The organism is Nitrosomonas sp. Nm33, from assembly GCF_900107265.1.
Taxonomy (GTDB): domain Bacteria; phylum Pseudomonadota; class Gammaproteobacteria; order Burkholderiales; family Nitrosomonadaceae; genus Nitrosomonas.
Genome location: NZ_FNPJ01000106.1, coordinates 1 through 6,124, shown reverse-complemented (window position 1 = coordinate 6,124; position 6,124 = coordinate 1). Strand labels below are relative to the sequence as shown.

Sequence of the window (6,124 nt, the reverse complement as noted above, 5' to 3'; positions counted from 1 at the left end):
TCTGACTCCTCTAATGATGAAACTCTTTTCCAAATTCGCTTCATCATAAGGAATTCAGATTCCTTTTACTTCTTTTCTTATGTCGAACTCACGTTAATGTAGCCCCTCCGAATGATCGTTGCCGGCTTGCTTATTTTTTAGCGCATTAGAAATACGTTACTTCGCTTCGTCAGTCTATTGCTTTAGAAAAATTATTTCGCCAAAAATTTCAAGCGAACCAGATTTTTATTTTCACAAGATGCTGCCTATTTGTTATTCCTTAGCATCATTTCGTAAAAAATTGGATTAATTTGATCCATTGCTTATGTTTTTGCTCAAGAGTCGCTCTACTTTATTGATAATTTTTACTTATAGACCTAGCCAAGTGAAATTTAAGATCGCTACTACCGGAGCGTTACTCAAATAAACTATTAATTTAAATAGTAGTTAAAACATTATTTAGTCATAACAAAATACAAGGAGAGATACCCTAATTACACTGCATCTTATTGTAATCAATCAATATCTAATAACCTTAAACCAGGGATATCGCGAGAAAATCGAGTCCCAATATAAGGAAATAAAGTAAAAAAACGACTCAAGGAATAGTACCCCGTAACCGGCAAATGATCTGAAATCTCCAGCCATTCTTATGTTTCAAGAAGTGGAGATTGAATCTGTAGAAATTATTTGTGATATCAGGAGGTTTCAATATGAAATTTTATTACTCGATTCTGTCTTTACTACTACTGATATTCATTTCCGCCAAATGGACAGAGATTAACACCAGCCCAGCGACATTAGGAGAGTTAGTGACTTCAGCATCAGAACAACGCCTTGATGATCCAATTCCGGCACCAATTCAAAAAGGATCAATTCGGTTGAGGCTGAAACAGATAGCAAGTGGCTTAACTGCGCCAAATTGGGCAGTCCCTGCTCCAAATGATCCTGAGCATTTGTATGTTAGTGATCAGGACGGAAAGTTGTGGCGCATCAACCTCACTACCAACAACAAAGAAGTTTTCCTGGATTTTTCTGACTTGTTGGTACCTTTGGGGGCTTTTGGCGGTAATTCATTTGATGAGCGCGGCTTTCTCTGTTTTGCCTTCCATTCTCGGTTCGTTGAAAATGGCTTGCTGTACACCTATACTTCGGAACCAGCGGGAGAAGAAAGCGATTTTTCCACAATCCCTCCTCGTGCTAGCCCCAATCACCGCTCGGTAATCAGGGAATGGCGGCTAACCCCCAGCAATTCGAATCAAGTCCAGGATAGTGTGGAGGAGATGCGAGTGTTGCTAACTGTGGATCAACCCCAATTCAATCACAATGCTGGCGCACTTAATTTTGGTTCAGATGGCATGTTATATATTGCTTTCGGAGATGGTGGCGGTGCTGATGATCGTGATGGTCAGGATTTTGGTGGTGCTCCGATGATTGGGCACGGCCCTAATGGCAATGGCCAGAATACTGGCAACCCTCTCGGTAAATTACTGCGGATTGATCCAGCAGGAAGTAATTCCAGGAATGGGCAATATGGTATCCCGAACGACAATCCTTTTGTTGGTTCGAACACAGCACTCAATGAGATTTATGCTTACGGTTTTCGTAACCCATTTCGCTTTTCCTTTGACCCCGAAACGAATTTGCTTGTACTTGCCGATGTAGGACAAAACGATATTGAAGAAGTTGATCTGATTCAAGCAGGCGGAAATTATGGCTGGGGGCTAAAAGAAGGAAGCTTCCGTTTTGAGCCTAACGGTAACGAGCCAGGGTTTGTGACCGATGGTCAGATTGCGGGTGATTTCATCGATCCGGTCATTCAGTATGATCACGACGAAGGAACCGCTGTCATTGGTGGTTTTATTTATCGTGGTAAAGCTATCCCTACCTTACAAGGAATGTATCTGTTTGGAGATGTGGCCAAGACTGGTAATGGCGATGGCAGGATATTTTATTCTGATGGCAGCAGCATCCTAGAATTAGATCTGACCGAGCAAGCGCAACCTGGTTTCTGGATACTGGGTTTCGGACAGGATGCCGATAGAGAGCTTTATGTACTCGGCAACACGACCGGTATTCCGTTTGAAACAACTGGTGCAGCCTATAAACTGGTACCTAATGCCAGTTTTAATTCTGCCGTTCTTGAGATATCTGCAGTAGATGTCATACTCAATAACAATAATAGAGGTACTTTCCGAGCTCGTTTGCAGCTTGTCCAGGATAGCCAGCCACTACGCTTCGAACTAATTCAAGCTGAACAACTGGCTGATCGTTTCCGGGGAGACAATGCTAACTTTAACCAGACCACAGGTAAGCTGTCGATTCCGTTTGTCGATATCCGTAACGCCAGCGGTAATATATCCACCTTTGCGGCCCAGTTGCAATTAGTTGTTTAGTCCCTAACCTGCCAGTGCTGACTTTTGAATTAAAACAAGCTGAGCTGGTGCGGTAAACTAGCAGGAACAAATGTCATTGCTGATGCTTGTTGGTGCGGCAGTACTCCTCAAAAAACACATTAAAAGGGATTTATTTAAATAGCAAACATTAACTATTTAATAACCCTATTAAAATAATTTTTCCAAGTTAAATTGAGAGCCACTTGGATATATGCACACATGAGAAATGCCATTAACGCACGAATTTATAGTTGCTGTTGATGGGCCATTGTCATTGAAATTAATAATTACTTTGAGATTTATATCAGAAGAACTTACGTCAGGAACGCTTCTTAGAGAAACGCTGTTACCTCTCCGAGTACCAATCATTGGCTCCCAAGGAGTATTAGGAACAGGGTCAACTATGATCACAATCATTTTATTATCTACTTCATGCACTGTGGCATAGCCTGAAATAAAGCCACTAACGATAACTGAGTAAATGCCATCATACGGACCTGCTGCATACACTGTGTTCGATAGAGCAAAATGCAGTAATAACGCAATTATTTTTTTCATTCTAACAATCAGTCCTATTTAATTAGGACTTTCGATAATCAAAGAAATCATGAAAATTGCATGATGAATACAGTATAACAACCCTTCTATCATGAATCATAGCGTTATTCAGTGGAAAAATTTTTAGAAATAATTGTAGGACTTCATAGTAACTGTTTCAGCATTTCTCTATGCTTTTGCATCGCTTTCTTTAATTCCCTCATGAAACTGGTATTCATGTCATGTTTTAGCGCATTCTGGCTAGATCGTGTTTTGCCATTAACGGTTTTTGCTCCGGTTGATCGTTTCCACGGCTGCCAATTTTTGATTAGGGTCCGGACCCTAGATTTTCTTATGCTTTTTTTAAATACGGCGGCTACCTGAATTTTTCTTTCTTATAGTCGCTATAAATTTATCCGTAAGAATTTCCGTAAATAACCCGTAAATCACAATGGAAATATAGGAAATTATAGGATCAAATTGGAAGATAGATGGATTAATAAGCGGCTTGATAACACTGCAGAATAAGGTGTCTCAGGCTATTTGGGAGTGTTTGAAACGGGAGGGCAACCAAAAACAATCAATAACTAATTGTTACACAATAATATTAATATTTTGGTTTTTAAAAGTACCATCAAATTTTTGCGCTGGGTTCAAAAAGTTGTTTTTTACTTTTTTTTGGAGATGTTTAGCAAAGAAAAGTTAAGCTGCGGTACATAAAGCTAAAAGTCGTAGAGATTGAAATAGCCCCCTAACATTAAAAAACCGTTTTTATAATTTGCACATATGAAAGTTTGGGCTGATTACGATACTGAAATTGAGAGCTGTAGAGATTGATGCTGCCCCACTCATCAAAAAGAGAGCAACAAAGAAGAAAGAGGAGTGGCTTATCCTATCCCTTTATAAAATAATCACTTTAATAAGGTTGTCGCGTTTTGTCGATATTGCTTGATTTGATGTGAGAAAATGCAATATTGCATCACATTTGGGCAGAAATATAGCTCTCGACAACCTGCTTCGTGCGAGTTTTTAATAGCTTTTGAAAGGGGAATCAATGAAAAAAGCTATATCGTTGTTAGCTGCAATTACGTTGTTATCAGGGTGTGCTTCCATATTCCATGGCACATCGCAGCAAGTGGTAATACGAAGCAATCAGCCAGATGTTGATCTCTATGTGAATGAAGCGTTTATTGGACGCGGTAATGGCATCACAGTCTTTAAGAAAAAAGAAGAATACGTGATTACTGCAAGCAAGGAAGGCTGTATTCCTACTTCTATTTCAGCTTCAAAAACATTCGATGCCACCACCTTGCTTGGTATGTTTATTGATTTGGGCATCATCACAATACTTGTGGTCGATGGCACTGTTACAGGCGCATGGCGTAAGTTTGACCAGACCAGCTTTATTATTGATCCGCAGTGCGATAAAACGCCAGCAGCATCACCAGCGCAGCAACTACTAAGAAAGCAAAAGCAACTGCTAAAAAAGAAGAACCTAAAAAGTAAGATTTTAAAAAGATTATAAACAGATTAGGCTTGCCAAGCGTGGGCTATTTCAGTCTGTACCAATCTTGCATTTCTAAAATTTGAATTGAGTTTGAATTGCCCGAGTGGATGAAATATAAGCAAGTACCGCTTTGCTTATAGGTTCACCCAAGTTGACTTATCAGCATTAAAATCTACTGCTAGATTAGAAAAAAATCAATAAACATCATTTAACGTCTAGATCTTAGAATTTAACTAACTATCTCAGTCACCCCCTTATATTGCTTCAATAGCTGCCTTACTTCTTTCTGCAGTTTGTTTAATCCATGCTTATAAGCATTCTGGCTTGAGTTAGTTTTGCCTGCTGGCGTTTTTGCCCCGGTCGAATATTTCCACGGCTGCCAATTCCTGATTAATTCCGCTTGTTTTAACCGTTCCTCTAACGTCCAATGTCGCATTATTAACCTCACTTAATAGTTCGTTTTGTGAATTTATGTTTTTTCCTGTGTGCGCGAGCTGATTGTCGCCATTATTTACTTGCTGGTGTCCATGTGCAATATTGGCTTGCTTGGCAAATACCATAGGTGGATTTTTAATAGCTGCTAATACTTCAATTGTGCGGGTACATTGCGCTTGGGCTTTCAGTGCCAGTCGCATATAGATTTCTGCTGCATTTAAATATTGCCCCATATTATCTGCTGACCGCTTCGCCATCGCATTGAATATTGAATTCAATGAAACTGCTTGCGCCGTAAGCGTTGCTTCAAGGTCACTCAAATCACCATCATTAATCTTTTTGGCTTTTTCGTTCATGACTGCTACTGCTTCTTCCAGGTCAATTTCACCTGCAAGAGGTTTGATGAATGCGTGCGCTGTTACGGTATTCATGATAGTAGGTGATAGCTTGACCTCAGCTAACTTGCGTTCTTGGTTTTCGCCTTCTTTCAAATTGACTTTAAGTGTTCTTGCATCTTTATTTGTGGGTGTTTTGGGTTTCTTTTTAATAGCCATGACTGTTCTATTTGAAATGATTTGTAAATGAAACGCTATACACAGGATAGTGTTTAAGTTTTTAACTGCTTAAAACGCTATATAGTCGCCCCTGAAATACTATAGAAGCTAGCATAAATATTGGTATTGAGGGATACTCAAAAGGTATGGAATTTGCCAGAATTAATGCTATTGACCCCTAATTTCTGGTGAATTGATGAAGCCAAAGAAGCAAGAACCCACCCCCTGTGATGATCTTTTTCGCATGAGACTGGAGCAGATGTTGGACCAGCGCCACGAGCTGTATCGCCTGGCAGGGAAGATTGACTGGTCTGTAGTAGAAGAGCGGTTTGACCGACTGTATTCAGATGAAGGCCGCCCAGCTATTCCGATCCGCTTGATGGTAGGGCTGCACTACCTGAAGCACACTTTCAACGAATCGGATGAAACGGTGGTGGAACGCTGGGTGGAGAATCCCTATTGGCAATACATCTGTGGAGAAGAATACTTTCGCCACGAATTGCCAATCGATCCCAGCCAGATGACGAGATTTCGTGACCGCATAGGCGAAGCAGGCTGTGAATTCATGTTAAGTCTAACGGTGGTAGCAGGAATTGCCACGCAGACCGTATCAAAGACATCGCTCACAGCAGTAAACGTGGATAGCACGGTGCAGGAAAAAGCGATCAATTACCCGACAGATGCCCGGCTGTATCATAAGGCTGGAAGTGCACTGG

5 protein-coding genes are annotated in these 6,124 nt (G+C 40.5%); 3 read left to right on the top strand and 2 right to left on the bottom strand.

Annotated features, from left to right (window positions below):
• Positions 1-692: 692 nt before the first annotated feature.
• Positions 693-2,375, top strand: coding sequence for a PQQ-dependent sugar dehydrogenase (locus tag BLV54_RS14185; protein ID WP_090572262.1), 1,683 nt, complete (start codon positions 693-695; stop codon positions 2,373-2,375).
• 168 nt (positions 2,376-2,543) lie between these two features.
• Here BLV54_RS14185 and BLV54_RS14180 read toward each other — a convergent pair whose 3' ends face one another.
• Positions 2,544-2,933, bottom strand: coding sequence for a hypothetical protein (locus BLV54_RS14180; protein WP_090572261.1), 390 nt, complete (start codon positions 2,931-2,933; stop codon positions 2,544-2,546).
• A 1,033-nt stretch (positions 2,934-3,966) separates the two neighbouring features.
• Here BLV54_RS14180 and BLV54_RS14175 point away from each other — a divergent pair.
• Positions 3,967-4,437, top strand: a complete 471-nt coding sequence (locus tag BLV54_RS14175) for a putative periplasmic lipoprotein (protein WP_218132417.1) — start codon at positions 3,967-3,969, stop codon at positions 4,435-4,437.
• A 311-nt stretch (positions 4,438-4,748) separates the two neighbouring features.
• Here BLV54_RS14175 and BLV54_RS14170 read toward each other — a convergent pair whose 3' ends face one another.
• Positions 4,749-5,408: a hypothetical protein gene (locus BLV54_RS14170; RefSeq protein WP_090572260.1), complete on the bottom strand. Its 660-nt coding sequence runs from the start codon at positions 5,406-5,408 to the stop codon at positions 4,749-4,751.
• A gap of 196 nt (positions 5,409-5,604) precedes the next feature.
• On the opposite strand from BLV54_RS14170, the gene BLV54_RS14165 reads away from it, so the two are divergent.
• Positions 5,605-6,124: transposase (locus BLV54_RS14165; protein WP_143032503.1), on the top strand; the 520-nt coding region annotated here is incomplete at its 3' end.